Annotated in this window: 25 protein-coding genes; 13 read left to right on the top strand and 12 right to left on the bottom strand. The window is 63.8% G+C overall.

What is annotated here, in order from left to right:
- Positions 1-6: 6 nt before the first annotated feature.
- Positions 7-894 (bottom strand): LysR family transcriptional regulator, encoded by an 888-nt coding sequence (locus tag AC1DQ3_RS26190; RefSeq protein ID WP_477123069.1) that lies wholly within the window; start codon positions 892-894, stop codon positions 7-9.
- 263 nt (positions 895-1,157) lie between these two features.
- Between AC1DQ3_RS26190 and AC1DQ3_RS26185 the strand changes: the two genes are divergently transcribed.
- The 3 genes from AC1DQ3_RS26185 (at position 1,158) to AC1DQ3_RS26175 (ending at position 4,091) form a co-directional block, all read left to right on the top strand.
- The gene (locus AC1DQ3_RS26185; protein WP_477123068.1) at positions 1,158-2,159 is read left to right on the top strand and encodes an ornithine cyclodeaminase family protein; all 1,002 of its coding nucleotides are present in this window, start codon (positions 1,158-1,160) and stop codon (positions 2,157-2,159) included.
- Complete coding sequence (locus AC1DQ3_RS26180; protein WP_477123067.1) at positions 2,156-2,995, top strand: phosphate/phosphite/phosphonate ABC transporter substrate-binding protein; 840 nt, start codon at positions 2,156-2,158, stop codon at positions 2,993-2,995. Before AC1DQ3_RS26185 ends, AC1DQ3_RS26180 begins: the two co-directional genes overlap by 4 nt.
- A 139-nt stretch (positions 2,996-3,134) precedes the next feature.
- Positions 3,135-4,091 carry a Bug family tripartite tricarboxylate transporter substrate binding protein gene (locus AC1DQ3_RS26175; protein WP_477123066.1) on the top strand — a complete coding sequence of 319 codons (957 nt, stop codon included), beginning with the start codon at positions 3,135-3,137 and terminating at the stop codon, positions 4,089-4,091.
- A 20-nt stretch (positions 4,092-4,111) separates the two neighbouring features.
- On the opposite strand, the gene AC1DQ3_RS26170 is transcribed toward AC1DQ3_RS26175, so the two are convergent.
- Both AC1DQ3_RS26170 and AC1DQ3_RS26165 read right to left on the bottom strand, forming a co-directional pair.
- Positions 4,112-4,573: a HipA domain-containing protein gene (locus AC1DQ3_RS26170; protein ID WP_477123065.1), complete on the bottom strand. Its 462-nt coding sequence runs from the start codon at positions 4,571-4,573 to the stop codon at positions 4,112-4,114.
- Positions 4,548-4,919 (bottom strand): sensor histidine kinase, encoded by a 372-nt coding sequence (locus AC1DQ3_RS26165; RefSeq protein ID WP_477123064.1) that lies wholly within the window; start codon positions 4,917-4,919, stop codon positions 4,548-4,550. Before AC1DQ3_RS26165 ends, AC1DQ3_RS26170 begins: the two co-directional genes overlap by 26 nt.
- Before the next feature lie 122 nt (positions 4,920-5,041).
- On the opposite strand from AC1DQ3_RS26165, the gene AC1DQ3_RS26160 reads away from it, so the two are divergent.
- On the top strand, positions 5,042-5,152 hold the full coding sequence (locus tag AC1DQ3_RS26160; RefSeq protein WP_477123063.1) for a winged helix-turn-helix domain-containing protein: 111 nt from the start codon (positions 5,042-5,044) through the stop codon (positions 5,150-5,152).
- A 435-nt stretch (positions 5,153-5,587) separates the two neighbouring features.
- Here AC1DQ3_RS26160 and AC1DQ3_RS26155 read toward each other — a convergent pair whose 3' ends face one another.
- Positions 5,588-6,502 carry a LysR family transcriptional regulator gene (locus tag AC1DQ3_RS26155; RefSeq protein ID WP_477123062.1) on the bottom strand — a complete coding sequence of 305 codons (915 nt, stop codon included), beginning with the start codon at positions 6,500-6,502 and terminating at the stop codon, positions 5,588-5,590.
- A gap of 220 nt (positions 6,503-6,722) precedes the next feature.
- On the bottom strand, positions 6,723-7,754 hold the full coding sequence (locus AC1DQ3_RS26150; RefSeq protein WP_477123061.1) for an ABC transporter substrate-binding protein: 1,032 nt from the start codon (positions 7,752-7,754) through the stop codon (positions 6,723-6,725).
- 135 nt (positions 7,755-7,889) lie between these two features.
- Between AC1DQ3_RS26150 and AC1DQ3_RS26145 the strand changes: the two genes are divergently transcribed.
- The 3 genes from AC1DQ3_RS26145 (at position 7,890) to rutR (ending at position 9,986) form a co-directional block, all read left to right on the top strand.
- Entirely contained in the window at positions 7,890-8,069 is a 180-nt protein-coding gene (locus AC1DQ3_RS26145) for a hypothetical protein (RefSeq protein ID WP_477123060.1), read from the top strand.
- Positions 8,070-8,535: 466 nt separating this feature from the next.
- The gene (locus AC1DQ3_RS26140; RefSeq protein WP_477123059.1) at positions 8,536-8,799 is read left to right on the top strand and encodes a porin; all 264 of its coding nucleotides are present in this window, start codon (positions 8,536-8,538) and stop codon (positions 8,797-8,799) included.
- Between the two features lie 416 nt (positions 8,800-9,215).
- Positions 9,216-9,986 carry an HTH-type transcriptional regulator RutR gene (rutR, locus tag AC1DQ3_RS26135; protein WP_477123058.1) on the top strand — a complete coding sequence of 257 codons (771 nt, stop codon included), beginning with the start codon at positions 9,216-9,218 and terminating at the stop codon, positions 9,984-9,986.
- Positions 9,987-9,998: 12 nt separating this feature from the next.
- On the opposite strand, the gene rutF is transcribed toward rutR, so the two are convergent.
- From rutF to rutA, 6 genes are read right to left on the bottom strand one after another with little or no spacing between them, the layout of a single operon-like run.
- Positions 9,999-10,544, bottom strand: coding sequence for an NADH-dependent FMN reductase RutF (rutF, locus tag AC1DQ3_RS26130; protein WP_477123057.1), 546 nt, complete (start codon positions 10,542-10,544; stop codon positions 9,999-10,001).
- 27 nt (positions 10,545-10,571) lie between these two features.
- A complete protein-coding gene (locus tag AC1DQ3_RS26125) occupies positions 10,572-11,162 on the bottom strand; it encodes a malonic semialdehyde reductase (RefSeq protein WP_477123056.1) in 591 nt (196 codons plus the stop codon).
- A complete protein-coding gene (gene rutD / locus AC1DQ3_RS26120) occupies positions 11,159-11,965 on the bottom strand; it encodes a pyrimidine utilization protein D (protein ID WP_477123055.1) in 807 nt (268 codons plus the stop codon). The genes AC1DQ3_RS26125 and rutD overlap by 4 nt, the downstream gene beginning before the upstream one ends.
- A 4-nt stretch (positions 11,966-11,969) precedes the next feature.
- Entirely contained in the window at positions 11,970-12,356 is a 387-nt protein-coding gene (gene rutC, locus AC1DQ3_RS26115; protein WP_477123054.1) for a pyrimidine utilization protein C, read from the bottom strand.
- A 19-nt stretch (positions 12,357-12,375) separates the two neighbouring features.
- Entirely contained in the window at positions 12,376-13,173 is a 798-nt protein-coding gene (gene rutB, locus AC1DQ3_RS26110; protein WP_477123053.1) for a pyrimidine utilization protein B, read from the bottom strand.
- Positions 13,174-13,190: 17 nt separating this feature from the next.
- Complete coding sequence (gene rutA, locus AC1DQ3_RS26105; RefSeq protein ID WP_477123052.1) at positions 13,191-14,303, bottom strand: pyrimidine utilization protein A; 1,113 nt, start codon at positions 14,301-14,303, stop codon at positions 13,191-13,193.
- Between the two features lie 395 nt (positions 14,304-14,698).
- Between rutA and AC1DQ3_RS26100 the strand changes: the two genes are divergently transcribed.
- From AC1DQ3_RS26100 to AC1DQ3_RS26075, 6 genes are all read left to right on the top strand, one after another.
- The gene (locus tag AC1DQ3_RS26100) at positions 14,699-15,712 is read left to right on the top strand and encodes a tripartite tricarboxylate transporter substrate binding protein (RefSeq protein ID WP_477123051.1); all 1,014 of its coding nucleotides are present in this window, start codon (positions 14,699-14,701) and stop codon (positions 15,710-15,712) included.
- A gap of 20 nt (positions 15,713-15,732) precedes the next feature.
- The gene (locus tag AC1DQ3_RS26095) at positions 15,733-17,484 is read left to right on the top strand and encodes an IlvD/Edd family dehydratase (RefSeq protein ID WP_477123050.1); all 1,752 of its coding nucleotides are present in this window, start codon (positions 15,733-15,735) and stop codon (positions 17,482-17,484) included.
- Between the two features lie 12 nt (positions 17,485-17,496).
- On the top strand, positions 17,497-18,504 hold the full coding sequence (locus AC1DQ3_RS26090) for a 2-hydroxyacid dehydrogenase (protein ID WP_477123049.1): 1,008 nt from the start codon (positions 17,497-17,499) through the stop codon (positions 18,502-18,504).
- A 42-nt stretch (positions 18,505-18,546) separates the two neighbouring features.
- On the top strand, positions 18,547-19,332 hold the full coding sequence (locus tag AC1DQ3_RS26085) for an SDR family oxidoreductase (RefSeq protein ID WP_477123048.1): 786 nt from the start codon (positions 18,547-18,549) through the stop codon (positions 19,330-19,332).
- A gap of 77 nt (positions 19,333-19,409) precedes the next feature.
- On the top strand, positions 19,410-20,345 hold the full coding sequence (locus tag AC1DQ3_RS26080) for a dihydrodipicolinate synthase family protein (protein WP_477123047.1): 936 nt from the start codon (positions 19,410-19,412) through the stop codon (positions 20,343-20,345).
- Positions 20,346-20,375: 30 nt separating this feature from the next.
- The gene (locus AC1DQ3_RS26075; RefSeq protein WP_477123046.1) at positions 20,376-21,110 is read left to right on the top strand and encodes a ribonuclease activity regulator RraA; all 735 of its coding nucleotides are present in this window, start codon (positions 20,376-20,378) and stop codon (positions 21,108-21,110) included.
- Positions 21,111-21,161: 51 nt separating this feature from the next.
- Here the strand turns inward: AC1DQ3_RS26075 and AC1DQ3_RS26070 are convergent, their stop codons facing one another.
- The gene (locus tag AC1DQ3_RS26070; RefSeq protein WP_477123045.1) at positions 21,162-22,043 is read right to left on the bottom strand and encodes a LysR family transcriptional regulator; all 882 of its coding nucleotides are present in this window, start codon (positions 22,041-22,043) and stop codon (positions 21,162-21,164) included.
- Between the last annotated feature and the right edge of the window lie 21 nt (positions 22,044-22,064).

Raw genomic sequence — 22,064 nt, 5'->3', positions numbered from 1 at the left:
TTTCCATCAAGCCTTCATCATCGCCACCAGCACCTCGGCGAACTCCAGCGACAGGCGCGATAGCGGTTCGGACTGGAGGTTGAAGATCTGCACGGAGGCGTTGACCTTGGTCCGGATGGGAATCGCCACGATATTGGGCCAGTCCTGCCCGAACACGGTCATGGCATCGACGAGCGCGATGCCGGCGCCTGCCTGCGCCAGCGCGCGCGCCACATGCGCCTGTCCCACTTCGATCCGCATGTCGATCTCATCGATGCCGCTGCCGAACATCTCTCGTACCAGCAACCCGAACGGCACGTCCGCGCCATAGCCGATCAAGGGCTCTCCCGCGAGTTCGGCGGGACGCACATGGCTGCGTCCGCTCAGCCGGTGCCCGACGGGAACCAGCGCGACCAGCGGGTTCTTCACCAGCAAGCGGGCTTCCAGGCTGGGGTGCGCCAGCGGCATGTTCGACACGGCCAGCTCGGCCTGGCCCGAGAGCAGGGCGCGCAGCATATTGCCGGGAATCTGCGTGCGCACCACGATGCGCACGGCCGGATGCGCGGCGCGGAACGAAGCGATCGCGCGGGGCAGCACCGTCTGTCCGAGATTGGGGCTGCAGGAGATGCGCAGGCTGCCCGTGCGATTGGTCGCGAGATCCTCGGCGATCTCGTTGACGCGCTCGATTCCTTCATACACGACATTGACCTCGCCCAGCAGGCGCCGCGCTTCCGGCGTGGGATACAGGCGTCCCTTCACGCGGCGGAACAGTTCCAGGCCCAGGCGCTGCTCGGTGTGCGACATCAGCCGGCTGATCGCGGGTTGCGACACATAGAGCAGTTTCGACGCCGCGCTGATCGATCCCGTGAGCATCACGGCGCGAAAGACTTCGATCTGCCGGAGGTTCATTTTCATGATGTCATACCATTAACCTGATGTTAAGTAACACGGATATATAAGCATATGACAGTAATGGCGCCGCTGCCTACACTTGGTTCTGGCAGCGCGCCCGGATGCGTGCCCGGCGGCCGGGAACCACGCAGGTGCGCCGTGCACCAATGCGGCGACAGGCCCGGCTCGCGCGGGCACCGCGATGGGGATTTTCTCCCGCTGCACGCGCAACCTGATGCATGCCGGTGCATCGCCACAATGTTCACAGCAGGAGACGAGGAAACGATATGAGCGACATCCACCTGACTTACATCAACGGCAAGGACATTGCCAAGCTCGCGATGACCGACCAGGAAATCCTCGACGCGGTCGAGCAAGGGCTGCTGGCGCAAGGCAACAACGAGACGGTGATCGAGCCGCGCGTGCACCTGATCCCGGACCCGGCGTTCAACGGTCACTTCAACGTGCTGCGCGGCTACGTGGCGCCGCTCGGGCTGGCCGGGGTGAAGATCGTCGGCGACTACGTCGACAACTACAAGCTCGGCCTGCCGTCGGAGATGGCGATGCTCAACCTGTTCGATCCGCGCACCGGCATGCCGGTGGCCATGATCGATGCCACTTTCATCACCGATGCGCGCACCGGGGCGGTGACCGCGCTGGGCGCCCGGCACCTGGCTCGCCGCAACAGCAAGGTGCTTGGCCACATCGGCGCGCGCGGCACATCGTACTGGAACGTGCGCCTGCTCGACAGCATCTTCGACTTCGATGAAATCCGTGTGCATTCGCGGCGCCCGGAGAGCCGCGATGCATTCGCCGCGAGGCTGGAGAAGGATCTCGGCAAGAAGATCATCGTCACGCAGGACTGGGAATCGTGCGTGCGCGGCGCCGACATCGTGGTCGAGGCGTCGCGGCTGGAGAAGCCCACGCCGCTGCTGAAGACGGAATGGATCAAGCCGGGCGCATTCGTCGTGCCGTACGGCACCATGAGCGCGGTCGAGCTGTCGCTGACGGACATCATGAGCAAGCTGGTGGTGGATGACTGGACGCAGTGCAAGGGCGGCATGTTCGGCTCACTGCGCGCGCATGTCGAGGCGGGCAAGCTGTCCGAGCAGACCCTGCACGCCGAGCTTGGCGAAATCGTCGCGGGCCGCAAGCCCGGACGGCAGAGCGATGACGAGACCAACCTGTTCTGGCATCGCGGCCTGTCGCTCAGCGATATTGCGCTGGGTCACGCCATCATGAAGAAGGCCGAGCGCATGGGCATTGGCCAGCGGCTCGTCTACGCATGATTGCCAACGCGCGCATGTACGCGGTGGCGCCGCCGGTGGCGCAGGCGTGGCGAGACCTGTTCGCCCATGTTGGCGAACGTGCCGGCGTGGCATGGTCGTACATCGAGCACGCCGCGCCGGCGCCGGTCAGCGATCTGTGGGCGCGGCCGGACTGCGCTTGCGTGTTCATGTGCGGGTTCCCGTTTGTCAGCGCTGGCAGCCGTCATCGCCTGCTGGCGGCGCCGGTGCCGTCCCTGCCGCGCTATGGGAACCGGCCGGTGTACTTCACCGAGTTCATCGTGCGCGACGATGCGGCGTTCGCCACGCTGAAGCAAACCTTCGGCAGCCGGCTGGCCTGCATGCTGCCTGAGTCGAATTCGGGCTACAACGCGCCGCGACACTACCTGATGGCCAGGGCGCACACCGGCGCCGGCACGCTGTTTCGCCCGACCCGGGCGCCGACGCCCACGCCACGCCAGGTGATCGACGCCGTCATCGGCGGTGAGGCGGAGGTGGGCGTGGTGGACAGCTACGTGCTTGACCTGCTGCGCCTGCACGCGCCTGCGACCATGGCAGGGCTGCGCAGCGTGGCAGTCACTCCGGCGTCGCCGATCCCGCCGCTGGTGGCATCGCCCCAGGCGGATGACGATATGGTGGCGCGAGTGCGCGCGGTGCTGCTGGACCTGCATCGGGATGCGGCGTGCACGGGCTGGCGCGCGCAGCTCGGGCTGTCGCGCTTTGCGTGCGTCGAGGCGGCGGACTATGCCGTGCTGGCCCGTTACGCCGGCGAAGCCGACCAGGCCGGGTTTGCATTGACCGGCATCCCGGCTCAAAGTGGCGAGGCGCACCGCCAATGACTGCCGCGCACCCCGCACTCGCGCGGCCTGAGCACGTCCGGGAGCCCGTTTCCTGGGTCTCTGCGTTTGTGAGTTTGTGAGTTTGTGAGTTTCCGAGTTTGTGAGTTTGTGACTGTCCGACAGATGGGGAGTATGTTCGATGAAGCGATTCCTGATGACCCTGCTAATGGCCGGCTTGCCGATGCTGGGCTGGGCACAAGCCTATCCGACCAAGCCCGTGCGGCTGATCGTACCGTTTCCGGCCGGCGGCCCCGCCGACGTGCTGGGGCGGGTCGTTGGCGAAGGCCTGTCCAAGGCCTGGGGCCAGAGCGTGCTGGTGGAAAACAAGGCGGGCGCGGCAGGAACCATTGGCGTTGACCAGGCGGCCAAGGCAGCGCCGGACGGCTACACGCTGGCGCTGGTGCCGGTGGGAAATATTGCCGTCAATCCATCGCTGTTCCGCAGCCTGCCTTACAAACCGACGGACCTGGTGCCGGTCACGATGCTGGCCACCGCGGAGAACGTACTGGTGGTCGGCGCCAATGTACACGCCACTTCGCTCGCCGAGTTGCTCAAGCTGGCGGCACAGAAGCCCGGCGAGTTGACGTTTGCCTCGCCCGGGGCCGGCAGCCAGGCACACCTGGCCGGGGAACTGCTGCAACTGGACGCCAAGGTCAAGCTCAACCACATCCCCTACAAGGGCGTGAGCCCGGCGATGACCGACCTGGTCGGCGGCCAGGTGACGATGATGTTCGCGCAGGTCTCGTCGGCGCTGCCCTACATCAAGGCGGGCAAGCTCCATGCGCTCGGGGTGGCCAGCCGGAAGCGCTCGCCGCTCATGCCCGACGTCCCCACCATCGCGGAGCAGGGTTTCCCGAAGTTCGAGGCCGTATCCTGGTACGCCTTGATGGTTCCGGCGGGCACGCCCAAGGAAGTGATTGACCGTATCCACCACCAGACGATCGAGGTGTTGGCCAATCCGGCGTTGAAGGAGAAACTGGTGACGCTGGGCATGGAAACCGCTGGCGGCACGCCGCAGGCGCTGGCTGCCACGATCCAGCAGGATAGCGCCCGCTGGGCCGGCGTGATCCGGCAACGGCAGATCACCGTGGACTGAGTTCGTGCACGACGGGAAGGCTACGCGGTCGCCTTCGGCCGCAGCCGAGGCCTTCCCAGCGCTTCCCGCGCATCGTCGGTTTGTTCATGTTCAAAGGCATCGTCAAGGGCGTTCAGCTCTTGTGCCGTTAGCCCAACCTCTGCGGTAAGCGCCACCTGCTTCCACTGCAGAACGGCGTCCAGCACTTCGGCCAGAATTGCGAGGGCCTGCGAGCGAGACAGCGCAAAGTAGTCGCATGCATCGAGCAGCATCTCTACCGTTTCGATGGGCCCTGCATCTTCCGTGAGCCAGGTCTTGGACTCACGCAACTTGTCTGGCATGGGATTCAAATCAAAGGCGGGTGCCAGTCGCCATAGCCCGTTGCCGTCATACAGAAAACCAAGGTTCTGCAGGTGGTCGTCGGTGTTGGTGATGAGCAGATTGAACACAAGCCGCCGCCACAGTTGCTGGGCATCCTCATCCGGTCGGGCACAGCGCGTCACGGGTGGACTTCTGCTGGCTATCCCTAAATAGCGAGACCTCACACCCGGCGGCTACGTTCTTGAATTGGATGGACATTCCGTGCATGCCTGCGACGGCAAACGCAAGGCTAAGGCCCAATCCGCTCCCCGGTGTATGGCGGCTGGCCTCACCCCTATAGAAGCGTCGTAGTACGGCTTCCCGTTCACCGGGTGCAATCCCTGGCCCGTCGTCTGATACGGTGATGCCAAAGCGGGTTGATTCACGAAATAAGGCGAGGCGAACATGACCGCCCTGTGGGGCGAACTTGATCGCATTCTCGACCAGATTCGCGAGTGCTTCAAAAAGCAGGTTAGCGTCGCCCTGCATCTCAAGAGGCTGGGATACATTGCGTCGAAGTTCAAACGCAATCTGCTTGTCTTCAGCAGTCGGCTCATAGAACTCGAATACATCATCGGCAACAGTCGCGAGATCGACTGTCGTAAATCCTCGTGCGCTTGCGCAGGAAGATCGAGGAAGACCCGTCGCGTCCCCGATATATCAAGACCGAACGCGGCGTCGGGTACGCGTTCTCGATTCCTGTCGAGCGACTTAACCTCTGAGCATGGCGGCAGAGAAGGGCGGGCTTTGTGCCACGATCCCTCAGGATCTCATGGTCTTTTCGGAAATGCATCAAGCCGCGCTCGGACCTGTTCGAGCATATGGCTGAGTACGCCAGTAGCATAACCACCCCTGGCTGCGCACTTGGTTCCTGAGTTCCAATCTCACCGCGGAATATTGTGGTACTGGTGGTGGAGGCTAAAACCAAGATTCCAAGCCCTCACATGGATGAGGCTAAGTGGGACCTCTTGCTGATTGTGACTGGGCCGGTCGACGCCGAACTTCTTTGTCTACCGCTGCAAAGCTGCACGCGCCAAGGGTGACTTCGCTCAAGGCAGGCTCCTCAGGGAAATGACACCTCCAGCCAGTGACACGCGCTCCGGCTCCATTCTGATCGGTAGTGTTGGCCGGAGCGATAGGCGTTGCATTGGCCTGAATCAAGTATCGAGTAAGGAGAGTTCTACTTGCTTGAGGCGATGCACAATGCCCCGGACAAACTCAAGTGTGACATTGGACAGCACGCGCTGGGATGGCGTAATGATGCCGACCGTCAGTGCATTGATATTGGGTTCGTCGAAGGGGCGCCAGACCACTTCGCCGCGCGCGATCTCATGGATGAAGGCCAGTTTCGAGAAGAAAGAGATGCCCCGCCCGGAGGCGACCAGGCGCTTGAGCAGGGTGGTCGAATTGCAGGTGACGCTGGGCGTCATCGGATCCCAGAATTCGGCGAACTTGGGAGACACTACGCCTTGGATGGGCGAGCGCCCGTCCAGGCGCAGGAAGGCATGATTGCGGCAGTCGGCAAAGCTGAGCCAGTCTTTCTTCGCCAGCGGATGCGACGAGGCCATGACCACGCCAGGCGGCAGCGCGACCTGAGCCACGACGTCCAATCCGCCGGGCAGCTTGGAAATGAAAGTTACCCCGACATCATGTTCCCCGCCAAGGATTTTCGGTGCGACGTCCCAGGGTGTGGCGGCCGCGATAGTGTACGTCACCGCCGGATAGAGCTCGGAAAAATCCTCGACCGCCGTAGGAAGGAGGTCGACGAACAAGGAATCCATTGCCGCGACTGACACGTGACCCTTGCGCTCGTCCTTGAGTTCGTCCAACTCGCTGCGCATCACGTGGAAATCGTTGAGCGTTGCTCGGATATGCTGGAGCATCCGCTCACCCGAAGTATTCAGCCTGATCCCGTTGGGCAGGCGGTCGAACAGCTCGGTGCCGATCTCGGCCTCGAGCTTCAGGATCTGCCGGTTGACGGCGCTGGACGCGACATAGAGGTTCTGCGCCGCCTTGCGGATCGATCCGCAGCGGGCGACTTCGACGAAATACTTCAGAATGCTGGCGTGCATGATTTTCTCAATCGATTCATGATGTCGGTCGTCCCCTCCGTTCGGGCTAAGAGCTTATTCCGTGCCACCGGCCCCTGGACTCGGTAGCTCTGCCAGTCGCGTAAACGACGCGAGCAACTGATTCCCGAGCTAGCAACTGATCGAGAGTCCGGTGCCAACGGCCGCGGAGACGCCTGCGCGTGCATCCGGGCGTGGATTGAGTAGCGTGGCTTGCATGGATTTACACCACCAGTCGTGATGTCTTCGTGGCCTGCAGGATGTCCAGCGTCATGACATCCTCCACCTTGGGGGCGCGCGCGCGGAACTGCCCGAGTTGCGCGTACATGGAAATCTGGTCCTGCCATACGGCGGGGTCCATGCTGCCCCACCCTTGCGTGCTGCTCGCATTGTTGAGGGCGTAGCCCATCAGGACGTCGATCGATGCGCGCTCATCCGCATGGTTCAGGCTCGGGAATTCCTTGAGCAGCAAGTCAATGGCCTGGTCTCGGTTCTTGTTGGCATAGAGCCAGCCGCGCGCGGTCGCTCGCAGAAAGCGCTGCAACACCTCCGGATGCTGGCGCAGCGTGTCGGTATGCGCGTAGTAGGGCAGCGCGTAGAGGTGGACACCGGAGTCCCAGAGGCCCAGGTCGACACGGTCGGCACCCAGGGCCTTCAGTGCCGACACGTTGGTCTGCCAGCCCGCGACGGCATCGACCCGACCGCTGAGCAGCGGCATCATGTCGGCGCCGATCGGCACAACGTTGACCTGGTTATCCGCGATCTTGTGTTTGGCCAGCAGCGCCTTGAGCAACACAAGTCCGGTGGGCTGGATGCCGATCCGCTTTCCGATCATGTCCTGCGGCGTGCGAATCGGGGTTTTCTTGAGGGAGAAGAACGCATAAGGGTGCTGCTGCAGGCCCACGGCGAAACATTTGACCGGTAGCCCTTCCGATACCGCCAGCATGACGGATGGGCTGGAAGAGATCTGCCCGGCCTCGCCGCGCCCCGAGGCCACGATGGCCACCCCGTCAGTGTTGGGGCCGCCGGGCCGGATGTTGAAATCAATGCCTTCCTGTTCGTAGTAGCCCAGCCGCTTCGCCACGACTTCGCCCACCTGATTGCCGCCTGGTATCCAACCCAGTTGCACGTTGATCGCTACGCGATCGGCTGCAAAGGCCTTCACCGACAACAGCACGCCAGTAGCAGACAGGCCTGCTGCCACGAGGGAGGTCTGCAGCATGCGCCTGCGGTTCACATTTTCCAATGATGACATCTCGATTTCCATGGTTTCCTGCCTCGCTTTCCCAACTTGGCCGCGATCGGTCAAGTCTCCTAATTACTTCATTTTGCTGACGAGGGGGTGCTCGAACAAGAACCATTTTTAGAGCATACGTGTTGCCGAAATTAGATGAATCAAGCTTGGTGCGATGCGCCCGTTATCGGTGCGAGCATTGCGCTATTGCGGTGCAAATATCGGGACACACTTCAACGAATCGAGCGAATATTGCGCTCGCCGGAAGAAAAAATCGGTGCTTCCCACGATGGTTTTTTTGCATCGACAATCATCTCCAATCTCGCTGATAAATAGATCATGAGAAAGCACATGCCAGGTCGCCGTTCCGCCGTCAGATTGATTGGCATACTTCACGCTGAAGTGTGCTCAAGTGTCTTCGAGTCACAGGCCTGTTCAGCAGATTGTTTGCCTCGCGGCGGGCGATTCCTTCCAGCCTTCCCGCTGCTGCGGACGTGACCAAGATCTGTTACTGGCGGCTCCTTCGCCCGCGTCTCTCCTAATTCAGCTCTTCTCGCTCCCGGATCCGCGCGCACCGCGGTGCGCGCGGAAGGACCGCTTTTTACTTTTTTCTAATGCCGAATGACAGGAAGATCACTATGAAGCGAAGTGCCATCGTCGCTACGACGGTATTGCTGGCGTGCCAGGTGGCCCACGCGGAAAGCGGTGTCAATCTGTATGGGCTGATCTCGACCGGCATTGGCCATATGAATCTGCGACACAGTTCGCTGCCTACGGCACCCATATCGGTGACAGCGACCATGTGTTCAATACCTTTCGCGTGAACAATACGCTCGCCTGCAAGAGCCCGTCCTACGGCGGCTTGCAGTTCGCCGGCATGTTCAGCCTCGGCGAGAAGCCCGGCGACTTCCACTCGAACAATGCCTACAGCCTTGGCATCTCATACAAGCGCAACGATCTGTCGCTGGGCGTGGCATATGAGGAACTGAATACGCCGAACAGCCCGACCAAGCAGTCGGGCGCCGTGGTCGGCGACTATGGCTTCACACGACCCAGCGCCGACTAGCCGGTGCCGCTGACAGTGTGAATGCCCCCCGCAATATAGTCATGGTCCAGTATGGGCGCTTCCACCGTAGTGTTGTGAGTTAGAAATTCGCTTCCTTATTTGTACTGTGTAGCAAGCCGTGTTGCAGGCTCTCTGCGTTAGGCAACATTCGTGCCAGTTTGACCATTTGGTCAAAACGATGTGAGTGAGCCGTCTCGCGTTCATGACACTCGCTGCGGTGGCGTTGGCGCGCGCCCGATCGGTGTATTTTCAAGAGCCGAAACCGGGATAGCGCCACGGCGGGCAAAACTGCAGTGTCGTATTGGTGCACCGCCTGATGCGAAAGCTGTGGCATGCTTGCATCGTTGCCGCCCCGCGCACCGTGCGCGAGTGGCGAGCTTCTGTACGACGATCGCAACGCCAGGACATCGCTTTTCATGCCACGAGATATCAAGAAGGAGAGAACCGCCCCCGCGCGCAAGACGGCGCCCAACGCCACGACGAAGGGGGGGGCGCGCGCCGCCTCCAAGACCGCCTCCAAGACCGCGCCGGTCGGGGTGCGTGGAGCTCCTGCAGGCAGCCGGCGCTGGCGGCAGATCGAGGACAAGCGCGGTGTCATCCTGAACGCGGCGCTGGGACTCTTCTCGCGTTTCGGGCTGCATGGCACGTCGTTGGACCAGGTTGCCGCGCACGCCGACGTATCGAAGGGCAACCTGCTTTATTACTTCGCCAGTAAGGAGGAACTCTATATCTCGGTGCTGCGCCACCTGCTGACCCTATGGATCGCACCGCTGCGCGATTTTAACGCCGACCAGGATCCGCACGAGGCCATCGCCGAGTACATCCGGCGCAAGCTCATGATCTCGCGCGACCAGCCGCAGGCTTCGCGCCTGTTCTGCCTCGAGATGATCCAGGGCGCACCGTTGATGCGCGACGAATTGGCACGCGAGTTGAGCGACCTGATGGAGCGCAAGGCCGAAGTGATCCGAGCCTGGATCGCTGCTGGCAGGCTGGCCCCGGTGGAGCCGCACCACCTGGTGTTTGCGCTGTGGGCCACTACCCAGCACTACGCCGACTTCGCGGTGCAGGTCCAGACCCTCACCGGCCGGACGCTGGAGGATCCAGAGTTCTTCGAGCAGACGGTGGAGAACGTACAGCGCATCATCCTGAACGGTGTTGCGGTACGTGCCCATGCAGTGCCGCTCTGATGCTGGCGGCGCTCAATTCGCCGGTGCGCGCACGTCGTGGTACTGACGCCCGAAGTACACGAGCCCGTGTGCTTCCGTATGCTTCGTGAGCGCAAGCACCTCGCAGAAGAGGACATCGTGTGTGCCGACGCTGATGCTTCGCGCCACGCGGCAATCGAAGGATACCGCCGCGCCGTCGAGCACCGGTGCCCCGGTCAGATTGCGGCTCCAGCGCGCCGCCGCGAAGCGCTCGTCCATCGGTGTCTTGCCGCCGAACAGGCCGGAAAGCGCCTGCTGCCCCGCGCCGAGCGCATTCACGCACAGCACCCCGTTTGACAAGACGGCAGCGTAGACGGAAGCGGTGCGGTTAAGGCAGACCAGCAGCGTGGGTGGTTCGTCGGTGACGCTGCATACCGCTGAGGCGGTGAATCCGGCGCATCCTGCGGGGCCGTCGGTAGTGATGATGTTGACGGCCGCGCCCAGGCGTGCCATCGCATCACGGTAGTCACTCTTGGGCAGGGCGGGGAACGGTGCCAGGGGGGCGGTGAGTTTGCTTTCGGGGGCGATGGTATTCAGCATGGTCATGCTCCGTTAATCAGGGGCGCGTCAGACTAGCGCGCATGCGTCAAGAAAGTCGAGCCGCGGCAGGCGATCGAAGACTTTAGAGGCATCTCCATGCCCGAAATTGATCAGGAAATTGGCGGTCCAGGTGGTGCCGGCGAAGAACTCGGCGTCGACTTTCGCGTGGTCAAAGCCGGACATCGGCCCGGCGTCCAGCCCGATGGCACGAGCCGCGAGGATCAGGTACGCCGCTTGCAGCGTGCCATTCCGGAAGGCTGTTTCGTGTGCCGCAGCCGGGCTGCCAGTGAACCAGCTCTTCGCATCGGCATGCGGGAACAGCACGGGCAGCCTGTCGTAGAACGCCGTGTCCCATGCGGCAATCACCGTGACTGGCGCGCTCAACGTTTTTTCCAGGTTGCCCTTGGACAAGGCTGGCGCCAGGCGCCGCTTGCCTTCCGTCGTGCGCACGAAGACAAAGCGTCCCGGTGAGCAATTGGCTGAAGTGGGGCCCATGCGTGCCAGCGCATAGAGTTGCTCGAGCAGGGCATCGGACACGGGCTCGCCGCTCCAGCCATTGTGGCTGCGGGCATCGGTAAACAGCCTGGCCAGCGCAATATCATCCAGGGGTGCGGTCATGCGGCAATCTCTCGGTGATTCGACACGCTGGCCAGGAAGGCCAGCAAGCTGCGGTTGAATGCGTCCGCGTCGGTAACGCTGTGCGCATGGCCGCCGTGCGGCACACATTCCAGCCTGGCGTATGGCAAGCCTTCGGCCAAGATTTGGGAGCAGGTCCAGGGCACCAGGACGTCATCGGTGGCGGCGGCCACCAGTGCAGGTACCTTGATCCCGGCCAGGCGAGCTTCGACGTCGAAGGCACGCAGGGCGCCGATGCGTGCGCGCATCGTGACATCGCCGGGGAAATGGGAGAAGGCATGCTCCACTTCCGCCTGTACGCGCGCGGCATTTGTGGCGCACCAGGCGGCGGGGTACAGGAAAATGGGCTGCGCTTCCACGTAGGCGCGCGGCCCATACGCGTCGAGCAGCGCCAGTCGTGCGTCGAAGCAGCGAGCCGAATGCGGATTTGGTTTCGACCAGGCGTTGACCAGCACAAGGCTGGACACGCGCGCCGACGCGTCCAGCGCCAGTTGCAGGCCCACCAGCCCGCCCAGTGCGTGGCCCACGATATGGCAGCGCTCTGTACTGGTAGCATCCAGGATATCGGCCACATCCTGCGCCATATGGGCAATCGTGTAAGGCGCTGGAAGCGCACCGGGGCTGCGGCCGGTACCGCGCTGGTCGTAAGCGATCACGCGGTAGCCCGCCTGCACGAGTGCTGGGATTTGTGGCTGCCAGAAGGCGGCGGAGCCGCCCAGCCCGGAACTGAGGAGCACCGTGTCGGCCGCATCTACAGGGCCGTGCAGATCGTAAGTCGGGGTCATTGCCTCAGGCTCCCACGTGTGCGATCGAGGCGATCTCCACCAGCGCATCGGGCTTCACCAGTCCGCACTGAATGCAGTAGCGGGCGGGCTTGGTGCCTGGGAAGAATTCGGCGTAGACGGCATTGATGCTGGCGTAGTCAGCCCAGTCCTTGAGCATGATCATGTTGAACGTGACGTCGTCCATCGTGCCGCCGGCCGCGTGGACCACGCCCTGGATGGTGGTGAGCACGTGGCGCGCCTGCGCTGCGGCGTCGCCGACATGGACCACATTGTTGTCCTTGTCGAAGGGAAGCGTACCCGAGACATAGAGCACGCCGTCGGCGAGCGTACCGGGAACGAAGGGAGCGATGGGGGTGCCGGTGCCCGGCGGGATGATGGCTTGCTTTGGCATGATGTGCTCCTTGGGAAAATCAGGCGATGGCCGCTTCGGGCGGCGCGGGTTGCATGTGGGACGCGGTGCTTTCCGGTGCCACGGTTCGGCAGAAGTCTTCCACGCTGGAGACCCATCCGAAGAATGTCTCGATGTTGTATAGGGCCGCTTTCTGGATGTAGTCGGGACCGGCCTGGTGGGTGGCGTCCTCCAGCACGACACCAAAGTACTCAAGGTGGAAGCCGTCGCGCAGCGTGGATTCCACGCACACATTGGTCGCGATGCCAGTGAAGACCAGGTTGCGGATGCCGCGTGAGCGCAGCGTGCTGTCGAGCATGCAGTTGAAGAAGCCGCTATAGCGCGTCTTGGGCACCACAATGTCGCTGGCTTGCGGCACCAGTGCATCGATCAGCGCATAGTCCCAGCCGCCCTTGGCGAGAAACTTGCCATGCAGTTCGGGCTTGCTGCGCATCGTCTTGAGCGCGTTGGACTTGTGCCAGTTCGGCGAACCCGGTCCACCCGCTTCCACATAGTCCGCGTCCCAGCCGTTCTGCAGAAATACAACCAGGATGCCCGCGGCGCGCGCCGCGGCGATGGCACGCGCGATATTGGCCGTGGCGGCATGGGCGCCGGAAATATCGAAACCGGCCAGGTCCAGGTAGCCCTGGGCCGACGCATAGGCGTTCTGCATGTCGACGACAATCAGCGCCGTGTTGGCCGCATGCAGGGCCACGGGCTCGGGGCGCGCCGGCATCACGAGTGGCATCGGCGCACCGGGCGCGACGGGCACGCCTGCAGGCGTGCAGGAGGTAAGCGTGGTGTTCTTGGCCTGTGACATGGCAATCCTCCTTGTGTTCAGGCGGCCTGGCACTGTTGGGGAACCGCCGACGGCACCGGACTGTCCACGTGGGCGCGGCTCTTCATGAGGGGCTGGATGCGCTCGCCGAAGTTGCGTACGCCTTCCACGAAGTGGTCGAAGGTCAGCAGCACGCCCTCGGTGCCCGGCACCTCCGCGATTTCGTCGAGCATGCGCGCGACGTTCTCGTAGGAGCCCACCAGCGTGCCCATATTGATGTTGACTGCAGACGTAGGGTCGGCCATCTGCCGCACATTGGTGTCGCCACCGGATTTGGTGTCGACCGCGCCTTGCTGTCCAAGCCACGCGATTGCCTCCTGATCGGCACCGGCTTTGTAGTGCTCCCACTTGGCCCGTGCGGCTTCGTCGGTCTCGTCCGCGATCACCATCATCAGTACGAAGGAGGTGACCTGCCGTGCCGTCTTGCCGGTGGCCTCGATCAGCTTCTCCGCGGCCGGCGCAAAGGCCTTCGGCGTGTTGACGCCTTTGCCAAAGCAGAAGTTGTAATCGGCGTACCTCGCCGAGAAATCCATGCCGGCATCGCTCTGGCCGGCGCAGATCACCTTCATGCCAACCTGGGGCATGGGGCTCACGCGGCAGTCTTCCATGGTGAAGTGCTCGCCTTTGAAGTCTGACTTGCCCGTGGACCATAGGTCGCGCAGCACCTGTACATACTCAGAGAGGTACTGGTAGCGTGTCCCGAAGAACTGGTCGCCGGGCCACATCCCCATCTGCGAATACTCGGGCCGCTGCCATCCAGTCACCAGGTTGACGCCAAAGCGCCCGCCGGAAATCGAATCGATGGTGGTGGCCATGCGGGCCACGATGGCCGGGGGTATGGTGAGCGTCGCGGCTGTGGCGAAGAGCTTGATCCGCTTGGTCACCGCGGCCAGGCCCGCCATCAGGGTGAAGGACTCGAGGTTGTGGTCCCAGAATTCGGTTTTGCCACCGAAGCCGCGCAACTTGATCATCGAGAGCGCAAAGTCGAATCCATAGTGCTCGGCCGTCTGCGTGATCTCCTTGTTGAGTTCGAAAGTGGGCTTGTACTGTGGAGCGTTCTCCGAGATGAGCCAGCCGTTGTTGCCAATAGGAATGAAGACGCCGACTTTCATGTTTTCCTCGCGTAGGTTAGGACCCCTGGGGCCGCGTCATGCGGCTGCACTCATGGTCTGGAAATCGATGGAAGCATTTGCCGTGCCATCTTTTAATGTTCATATTATTCAATAACTTAGCTACTTCAATAGGGTGATGTTTTACCAAATGGTCCAATATGGATCATTTGGTCAGTACTTGGCTCACGCTGGTGGTGCCTGTATGCGCCGAGACGGTGCGGAAAGGCGGCGCTAGGCGGCCTCTGACCCGCGCGGGCGGGGCGCCGCCGAAACCAAAATAATCTTTTGGTTAATCGGTCTGGGGATCGCTTCTTTTTGGCTTCCGTCTTCGTCAAACTCCGTGCATGACGCATTCCTGGCTAGGGGTGCGCTGACAATAACAAACCGGAGACGACATGGATTGCCCCATCACCAATGCAACTCGTCGCGCCCTGCTGGGGGCAGGACTGCTGGCCCTCACCGCCCTGACCGCTTTCACCATTGCCCCGGCCGCGTTCGCGGCCTATCCGGACAAGCCGATCCGGCTGGTCGTGCCTTATCCGCCGGGGGGCGCCACGGACGTGATCGGTCGCATCGTTGCCACTCGCCTGGGCGAAGTGCTGGGCCAGCAAGTGGTCGTTGACAACCGGGGAGGCGCGGGCGGAAATATTGGCGCGGAAGTGGTCGCCCGGAGCGCACCAGACGGCTATACGTTGCTGATGGGCGCACTGACGTCCCATGCAACCATGGCCACCCTGGAAAAGGGGCACTTGCGTTACGACATCATCAAGGACTTCGCCCCGGTGATGGTCGTCGGCTCGGTGCCACTGGTGGTGGTGGTCAATCCCAAGTTGCCGGTCAATACGCTGCAGGAACTGGTCAAGTACGGCAAGGCCAATCCCGGCAAGCTTAACTACGCCTCGTCTGGTGCCGGCGCCCCGCAACGCATGGCGGCTGAGATCTTCAAGAAGGTAACAGCTATCGACATGACCCATGTGCCGTACAAAGGAAGCGGCCCCGCCATGACAGACTTGGTGGCCGGGCAGGTCAACATGATGGTGGAGACGGTGCCAGCCGCGCAGCCGTTCATCAAGGCCGGCCAGTTGCGCGCGCTTGCGGTGGCGGCACCCAAGCGCATCTCGATGCTGCCGGACGTACCCGCTGCCGCCGAGAGCGGCATGCCGTCACTGGACGTCAATTCCACCTTCGGCGTGCTGGCGCCGGCGGGCACGCCCGCGCCTGTGGTCGAGCGCCTGAATGCGGCGCTGACAAAGATCCTGGCAATGCCCGACGTCAAGGCACAGTTCCTGAAACAGGGGGTCTATGCCTTGCCGCCTACGACCCCAGAAAAAGCGGCCGAGCGCTTGCGCACCGAGGTCACACGCTGGGAAGAGGTAATCACCGACGCCCATATCAATTCCGATAGCTGAACCGACTTCTCCCCACGATCATGACCACGACTAAACCTAAAGGACCTGACGCTTCTTCCAAGGAAACAGGCCTTCGCAAAGGACTGACCAACTATGGCGACCTTGGGTTCTCGCTGTTCCTGCGCAAGGCGTTCATCAAGGGATCAGGCTATACCGATTCGGCACTCGACCGCCCGGTGATTGGCATCGCCGATACCGGTAGCGCATTCAACCCGTGCCACGGCAACATGCCGCAGCTGATCGATGCGGTGAAGCGCGGCATCATGCTCGCCGGCGGGCTGCCGATGGCATTCCCGACCATCTCCATTCACGAGAGCTTTGCCGCGCCGACCAGCATGTATCTGCGCAACTTGATGTCGATGGATACGGAGGAAATGATCCGCGCCCAGCCGATGGATGCCGTGGTGCTGATCGGCGGCTGCGACAAGACCGTACCAGCGCAGCTGATGGGCGCGGCCTCTGCCGGCGTGCCCGCGATCCAACTGGTCACTGGCGCTATGCTGACGGGTTCGCACCGCAGCGAGCGGGTGGGTGCCTGCACCGACTGCCGCCGCTACTGGGGCAAGTTCCGCGCGGGGGAGATCGACGCCGAGGAGGCCTCGCAGGTCAACAGCCAGCTGGTGGCCAGCGTCGGCACCTGCTCGGTGATGGGCACCGCAAGCACCATGGCCTGCCTGGCCGAAGCGATGGGCATGAGCCTTCCAGGCAGCGCCACGCCGCCGGCGGTGACTGCCGACCGTATCCGCATCGCCGAGGAGACCGGCGCGCGCGCCGTGGCGATGGCGCGCGAGCGTCTGACCATCGACAGTATTTTGACGCCGGCCGCGTTCGAGAATGCCATGCGCGTGCTGCTGGCCATCGGTGGCTCGACCAACGGCATCGTGCACCTGGCGGCCATCGCGGGCCGCATGGGCCTGGATATTGATATGCTGGCGCTTGACCGCATGGGCCGCGAAACCCCGGTACTGCTCGACCTGAAGCCGAACGGTCAGCATTATATGGAGGACTTCCACAAAGCCGGGGGGATGGCCACCTTGCTGCGCGAACTGCGCCCGCTGCTGCGCCTGGATGCGCTGACCGTCACCGGTCGCACGCTAGGCGAGGAGTTGGACAATGCCGGCCCGGGCTTCGCACAAGATGTGGTGCGCAGCTTCGACAACCCGATCTACCCGCAAGGTGGCATCGCCGTGCTCGCCGGCAACCTGGCGCCTGGCGGCGCCATCATCAAGCAGTCCGCGGCGAACGCGGAGCTGATGGAGCACGAGGGCCGCGTGGTGGTTTTCGAGAGCGCGCAGGACCTGATCGAGCGCATCGACCTGGACGACCTGGACGTTGACGCCAACGATATCCTGGTGCTGAAGAACATCGGACCCAAGGGCGCGCCAGGCATGCCCGAGGCCGGCTATATCCCGATTCCGCGCARGCTGGCGCGGGCCGGCGTCAAGGACATGGTGCGGATCTCCGATGGACGCATGAGCGGCACCGCGTTCGGTACGGTGGTGTTGCATGTGACCCCCGAAGCTGCCGTGGGCGGTCCGCTGGCGCTGGTGCAGACTGGCGACCGCATCCGCCTGAGCGTGAGCCGCCGCGAACTGGCCCTGCTGGTGTCGGACGAGGAACTGGAACGCCGTCGCGCGGCCTGCCCCGTGGTCGAGCCGAGTGCGCCGCGTGGCTATCTGAAGTTGTTCCTGCAGACCGTGACACAGGCCGATCAGGGCGTCGACTTCGACTTCCTGCGCGCGCCCGAAACGCGCGGCAAGGCGCCTGAGTGAGGAGGGGCGGGAATGACAGGCGATCCACGTGAGCCGGTGCTGCGCATCGGTTCCTTCGACGCTGCGCAGCAAGACGTCATCGACGCCAGCTTTCGCTGCGTCTCCGAGGCCGAAATCGCGGCTGACGGCGCCTTGCGCGGCGCGGTGCGCGCCATCGTCACGCGCAGCAATTACCAGGTGCCCGCGGAGGTGATCGACCGCCTGCCTGCGCTGCAGGTGATTGCGACCTCGGGCGTGGGCTACGACGGCATCCCCGTCGCCCACGCAGTCAGGCGCGGCATCGTGGTCACCAACACGCCCAGGGTGCTGGACGCGGCCGTCTGCGAACTGGGCATCGGCCTGTTGCTGGCGCTGGTGCGCGAGATTCCCGCTGCCGACCGCCATGTGCGCGGCGGCGGTTGGCGTGAGAACGCCTTCCCGCTCACCACCAGCCTGGCCGGCAAGCGTGTCGGCATTGTCGGGCTCGGCCGCATCGGCATGGGTATTGCGCAGCGGCTGACTCCCTTCGGCGTGGAAATGGCCTACACCGGCACGCAGCGCCCAATCCTGCCATATCGCTATTACGAGACCCCCCTCGCACTCGCCGCGTCGGTAGACATCCTGGTCCTCACCTGCCGCGCGACAGAACAGAACCGCCATCTGGTCGACGCCGCGATACTGGCTGCGTTGGGGCCGAACGGCTACGTGCTCAATATGGCGCGCGGCAGCGTGGTCGACGAGGCGGCACTATGCGAGGCCCTGAAAGCAGGCACCATCCGGGGGGCGGCTCTCGACGTGTTCGAGTCCGAGCCGCTGACCGATTCGCAGCTGACCGCGCTGCCGAACGTGTTGCTGTCTCCGCACGCGGGTTCGGCCACGCGGGAGACGCGTGCGGTGATGCTGAGGCTGATGCTGGATAACGTGCGAGCCGTGCTGGGTGGCGGAGCGGCATTGACGCCGGTGGTCCATGGCGTGAGCGCCGGTCTGCTCTCCGCGCGGCAGGGCAACTCCCGAGCGGAACCCTGCGTGCGGCAAAGGTAAATTGTCAATTCAAGCGTTTCAAGTTTTTCAAGTGAGGTATTCATGCAATTAGGAATCGAGGGCAAGGTAGCTCTGGTGCTGGGCGGCGGCGGCGGCCTGGGCACCGCCATTGCGCTGGCACTGGCGGCGGAGGGTGCGAAGGTCGTGGTCGCAGACGTCAATGAGGAAGCGGCAAGCCGCACCGCAGCCACGATCGCCGCCAAGGGGGGCACAGCGCTTGCGCGCACCTGGGATCTGGCGGACCTGGCGTCGATCGAGACGCATGTCGCCGCCATCGAGGCGCAATTCGGCCAGGTCGATATCCTGGTCAACAATACCGGCGGCCCGCCCCCCACCACCGCGTTCGGCCAGGAAACGGCACTGTGGCGCAAGCACTTCGAAAGCATGGTGCTGTCGGTGATCGCGATTACCGACCGGGTGCTGCCCGGCATGCGGGCCAGGCAGTGGGGGCGTGTCGTCACCAGCACCTCGTCCGGCGTGGTCGCGCCGATTCCGAATCTGGGCATCTCCAATGCGCTGCGCCTGTCCCTGGTGGGCTGGTCCAAGACCCTGGCGCGTGAAGTCGGCCGTGACGGCGTGACGGCCAATATCGTGCTGCCGGGGCGCATCGCCACCGACCGCATCCGCTTCCTGGACGAAGCCAAGGCCGGGCGCGAGCAACGCCCGGTGGAGGCTGTCTCGGCCGAAAGTACCGCCGCCATCGCGGTGGGCCGCTACGGCCGCCCGGAGGAATATGCCGATGCGGTGGCCTTCCTGGCCAGCGACCGCGCCGGCTATATCACCGGCTCAACCATCCGTATCGACGGTGGCCTCATCCAGAGTATCTGAGGCCGGGCGCGGGACTGCCTGCGCGCGCCCAGCAAGACCGACCCGACCCAACACCTGCCATCGCCGGAGACCCAAAAATGCTGTTGACCGCCGACGCCAAAGGCGTTTTCCCCATTGCGCCCACGCCATTCCTGGACGACGGATCGATCGACGTAAGCTCGATCGATCGTCTGGTGGATTTCTATCTCGGCTGTGGCGCGACCGGTGTGACTGTGCTCGGCCAACTCGGCGAGGCGCATAAGCTCGAGCACGCCGAGTCGATCGACGTGGCGGCCCGCGTGATCCGGCGCGCAGGCGGGCTACCGGTGGTGGTCGGCGTCTCGGCGCCGGGTTTCGCCGGTATGCGCGCCCTGACGCGCGAGGTGATGGACCTGGGTGCGGCTGGCGTCATGATCGCGCCGCCCAACACGCTGCGCACCGACGACCAGATCGTCGGCTACTACCAGCAGGCAGTCGACGCGATCGGCGCCGACGTGCCGTTCGTGCTGCAGGACTATCCGTTGATATTCTCGGTGCAGATGACTGCAGGCGTGATCCGCCGCATCGTCGGCGAGTTGTCCTCGTGCGTCATGCTCAAGCACGAAGACTGGCCCGGCCTGGAAAAGATCTCGGCCCTGCGCGCCTTCGAGAAGGAGGGTTCAATGCGGCACATCTCCATCCTGTGCGGGAACAACGGGCTGTTCCTGGACTATGAAATGGAGCGCGGTGCCGACGGCGCCAATACCGGCTACTGCTTCCCGGACATGCTCTGCGACGTGGTGCGCTTGTCGGCCCAGGGCGAGCGCGAGGCCGCGCACGACCTCTTCGACGCCCACCTGCCGCTGCTGCGGTATGAGCAGCAGCCCGGCGTCGGCCTGGCCGCGCGCAAGTACGTGATGATGCGGCGCGGAATCCTCACCTCCGCGGCGCAGCGCAAGCCAGCGGCGGCCATGTCGGCGACGGCACGGCACGAGGTGGACCACCTGCTGCGGCGTCTGGCCAGGCATGACCCGCGCGCGGCACTGGCAGATTAAACCCCAAACCAAATGCAACAAGGAAACATCATGGCGACCACATCGCTTCCCCTCGACGAAAGTGTGATCAAGGCTCTGCGAGGCGTTACCACCGCAACCCTGACCACCGTGCTGCTCAAGCATGGCCTGCGCAACGTTTGGCTGCGCGGCACGCGGCCGCTGGCACCCGGTCAGCCGCGCCTGGTCGGCCGCGCTTTTACCCTGCGCTTCGTGCCCGCTCGCGAAGACCTGGCGACGCCGGCCTCGTGGGACTCGCCAATTTCCACGCGCGCGGCCATCGAGGACATGCCGGCCGGCTGCATCGCGGTGGTGGGTGCGCTGGGCGTGACCGATGCTGGCATCTTCGGCGATATCCTGTGTGCGCGCTTGCGCAAGCGCGGCGTGGCAGGACTGGTGACCGACGGTGTGGTGCGCGATGTGGCGGGAGTGCTGAGCACGGGATTGCCGGTGTGGTGCCAGGGCACAGCGGCACCAGCTTCGGTCGCCGGTCTCACCTTCGTCGGCTGGCAGGAACCTATCGACTGCGGCGGCGTTGCGGTATTCCCCAACGATGTCATCGTGGTGGACCAGGACGGCGCGGTGCTGATTCCCGCCGCCATGCTCGACGAAGTGATTGCCGCGTCAGTGGAACAGGAGCGCCTGGAAGGCTGGATCATGCGGGAGGTGGAACGCGGCATGCCGTTGCCCGGACTGTATCCGCCCAACGAGGAGAACAAGGCGCGGTACAAGGCTTGGACGGAGGGCCAGGGCGCTGACCGCTGCTAAATACTCCGGGCACCAACGCGCGCCCGCACCGTCACTGCAGCGGCCGCGCGGTTAGCGTGCCCCCGCCCGCCGCGAGGCCAGCCCGAACTCCAGGAACGCCTGCGACAGGGTGGCGTGCGCTCCGTGTGGCGACCACAAGAATCCCACCTTGCGCACCGGCGCCCGACCGGGCAGCGGGATCCGCGCCACCTTCAGGCCCTCGGGCCACGGCGGCGTCCAGTCCGGCACCAGCGAGACGCCGATGCCCTGGTGGACCATGGTGGCGATGGCGTTGAGCGCGTCGATTTCCAATCGCTCTTGCGGCACGATGTTGTGCTCCTGCAGGTAGCGGTCTGCCACCATGCCTCCCCACATGCTGCGGTCGTAGCGAATGAACGGCTCGCTGGCGAGCAGGTCATGGGCGCCGCGGCTGGCCATGGCCTGCGATGCCAGCACGATGAACGGCTCTTCCACCAGCACTTGCCAGGCAAATGCCTTGGGAATCGTGAACTGCGGTTCCACGATGATGCCAGCGTCCAGATCACCCGAGACGATGCGCCGGTACAGGTGCGAAGATGCGCCTGGCTCCACGAAAATCTTCAGCTGCGGATGTTCCGCGTAGAGCCTCTCCAGGATCTGCGGCAAGAGTCCGGTCAGCGAGGAAGTCGACACGCCCAGCCGCAGTTCCCCCACCAGGGTGTCGTCGTGCGCCACCGCGCTCAGGTCGCGCACGTCGCGCACTACCGCGCGCGCCTTGGGCAGGATGCGCAAGCCCCCCTGGGTTGGCAGCACCGTGCGGCCCGCACGCTTAACCAGCGCCGTATCCAGCGCGTCCTCCAGCGCCTGGACCCGCGCTGCAATTGCGGCTGCCGTGAGGCCCAGGCGACGCCCGGCTTCCGCGAAGGAACCGTACTCAACCACGGCGACGAAGCTCTGCAGGTAGCGGGTGTCCATAACAAAAAAAATTCTATTGAT

This window comes from Cupriavidus sp. 01T418, from assembly GCF_056398885.1.
Note: the sequence above shows the minus strand (reverse complement) of the source record. Positions and strands in the feature narration are given on the sequence as shown.

What these genes read in the sequence shown, in the direction of transcription:
- AC1DQ3_RS26190 (WP_477123069.1), bottom strand. Translation starts at nt 894, where the DNA reads ATGAAAATGAACCTCCGGCAGATCGAAGTCTTTCGCGCCGTGATGCTC.
- AC1DQ3_RS26185 (WP_477123068.1), top strand. Translation starts at nt 1,158, where the DNA reads ATGAGCGACATCCACCTGACTTACATCAACGGCAAGGACATTGCCAAG.
- AC1DQ3_RS26180 (WP_477123067.1), top strand. Translation starts at nt 2,156, where the DNA reads ATGATTGCCAACGCGCGCATGTACGCGGTGGCGCCGCCGGTGGCGCAG.
- AC1DQ3_RS26175 (WP_477123066.1), top strand. Translation starts at nt 3,135, where the DNA reads ATGAAGCGATTCCTGATGACCCTGCTAATGGCCGGCTTGCCGATGCTG.
- AC1DQ3_RS26165 (WP_477123064.1), bottom strand. Translation starts at nt 4,919, where the DNA reads ATGCAGGGCGACGCTAACCTGCTTTTTGAAGCACTCGCGAATCTGGTC.
- AC1DQ3_RS26155 (WP_477123062.1), bottom strand. Translation starts at nt 6,502, where the DNA reads ATGCACGCCAGCATTCTGAAGTATTTCGTCGAAGTCGCCCGCTGCGGA.
- AC1DQ3_RS26150 (WP_477123061.1), bottom strand. Translation starts at nt 7,754, where the DNA reads ATGTCATCATTGGAAAATGTGAACCGCAGGCGCATGCTGCAGACCTCC.
- AC1DQ3_RS26145 (WP_477123060.1), top strand. Translation starts at nt 7,890, where the DNA reads ATGAATCAAGCTTGGTGCGATGCGCCCGTTATCGGTGCGAGCATTGCG.
- rutR (WP_477123058.1), top strand. Translation starts at nt 9,216, where the DNA reads ATGCCACGAGATATCAAGAAGGAGAGAACCGCCCCCGCGCGCAAGACG.
- rutF (WP_477123057.1), bottom strand. Translation starts at nt 10,544, where the DNA reads ATGCTGAATACCATCGCCCCCGAAAGCAAACTCACCGCCCCCCTGGCA.
- AC1DQ3_RS26125 (WP_477123056.1), bottom strand. Translation starts at nt 11,162, where the DNA reads ATGACCGCACCCCTGGATGATATTGCGCTGGCCAGGCTGTTTACCGAT.
- rutD (WP_477123055.1), bottom strand. Translation starts at nt 11,965, where the DNA reads ATGACCCCGACTTACGATCTGCACGGCCCTGTAGATGCGGCCGACACG.
- rutC (WP_477123054.1), bottom strand. Translation starts at nt 12,356, where the DNA reads ATGCCAAAGCAAGCCATCATCCCGCCGGGCACCGGCACCCCCATCGCT.
- rutB (WP_477123053.1), bottom strand. Translation starts at nt 13,173, where the DNA reads ATGTCACAGGCCAAGAACACCACGCTTACCTCCTGCACGCCTGCAGGC.
- rutA (WP_477123052.1), bottom strand. Translation starts at nt 14,303, where the DNA reads ATGAAAGTCGGCGTCTTCATTCCTATTGGCAACAACGGCTGGCTCATC.
- AC1DQ3_RS26100 (WP_477123051.1), top strand. Translation starts at nt 14,699, where the DNA reads ATGGATTGCCCCATCACCAATGCAACTCGTCGCGCCCTGCTGGGGGCA.
- AC1DQ3_RS26090 (WP_477123049.1), top strand. Translation starts at nt 17,497, where the DNA reads ATGACAGGCGATCCACGTGAGCCGGTGCTGCGCATCGGTTCCTTCGAC.
- AC1DQ3_RS26085 (WP_477123048.1), top strand. Translation starts at nt 18,547, where the DNA reads ATGCAATTAGGAATCGAGGGCAAGGTAGCTCTGGTGCTGGGCGGCGGC.
- AC1DQ3_RS26080 (WP_477123047.1), top strand. Translation starts at nt 19,410, where the DNA reads ATGCTGTTGACCGCCGACGCCAAAGGCGTTTTCCCCATTGCGCCCACG.
- AC1DQ3_RS26075 (WP_477123046.1), top strand. Translation starts at nt 20,376, where the DNA reads ATGGCGACCACATCGCTTCCCCTCGACGAAAGTGTGATCAAGGCTCTG.
- AC1DQ3_RS26070 (WP_477123045.1), bottom strand. Translation starts at nt 22,043, where the DNA reads ATGGACACCCGCTACCTGCAGAGCTTCGTCGCCGTGGTTGAGTACGGT.